This window comes from Allomuricauda sp. TY007 (assembly GCF_010468565.1).
In the GTDB taxonomy this organism is placed as follows: Bacteria; Bacteroidota; Bacteroidia; order Flavobacteriales; family Flavobacteriaceae; genus Flagellimonas.
Genome location: NZ_WUEG01000059.1, coordinates 1 through 511, shown reverse-complemented (window position 1 = coordinate 511; position 511 = coordinate 1). Strand labels below are relative to the sequence as shown.

The window sequence follows — 511 nt, the reverse complement described above, 5'->3', positions numbered from 1 at the left end:
GTGCGCCCTCCAACGAGGCGGACCCCGTCCATACCTATACGGCAGCGGGCAGTTATGATGCGATGCTGACGGTGACCGATGGCGATGGTCAGACGGACACGGACACCATAACCATAATCGCAAATACGGTGCAGAGCGATCCCCCTATTTCTTTTGCCGAAGCGGACCAAGTAAGCGGGGACGCTCCCTTGGAAATACAGTTTACGGGAAGCAATTCCACGGACGATGTGGGCATAATCTCCTACGAGTGGGACTTCGGGGACGGCAGTGCGCCCTCCAACGAGGCGGATCCCGTCCATACCTATACGGCAGCGGGCAGTTACGATGCGGTGCTGACGGTGACCGATGGCGATGGTCAGACGGACACGGATTTTGTGGCCATAAATGTATCGGGGCCCCTTACCGAAGGCGTTGTGGGCCTTACCTTGGTGGATGCCTCAACGGACACGGACCTGTTCAACTTGGTGGATGGCCAGCAGATCGACCTTGGGCCGTCCGGCGGACAGTCCCT

1 protein-coding gene is annotated in these 511 nt (G+C 58.9%); it reads left to right on the top strand.

The features are described 5' to 3' along the window. Window positions 1–511: PKD domain-containing protein (locus GO009_RS17420; RefSeq protein ID WP_163627975.1), on the top strand; the 511-nt coding region annotated here is incomplete at both ends.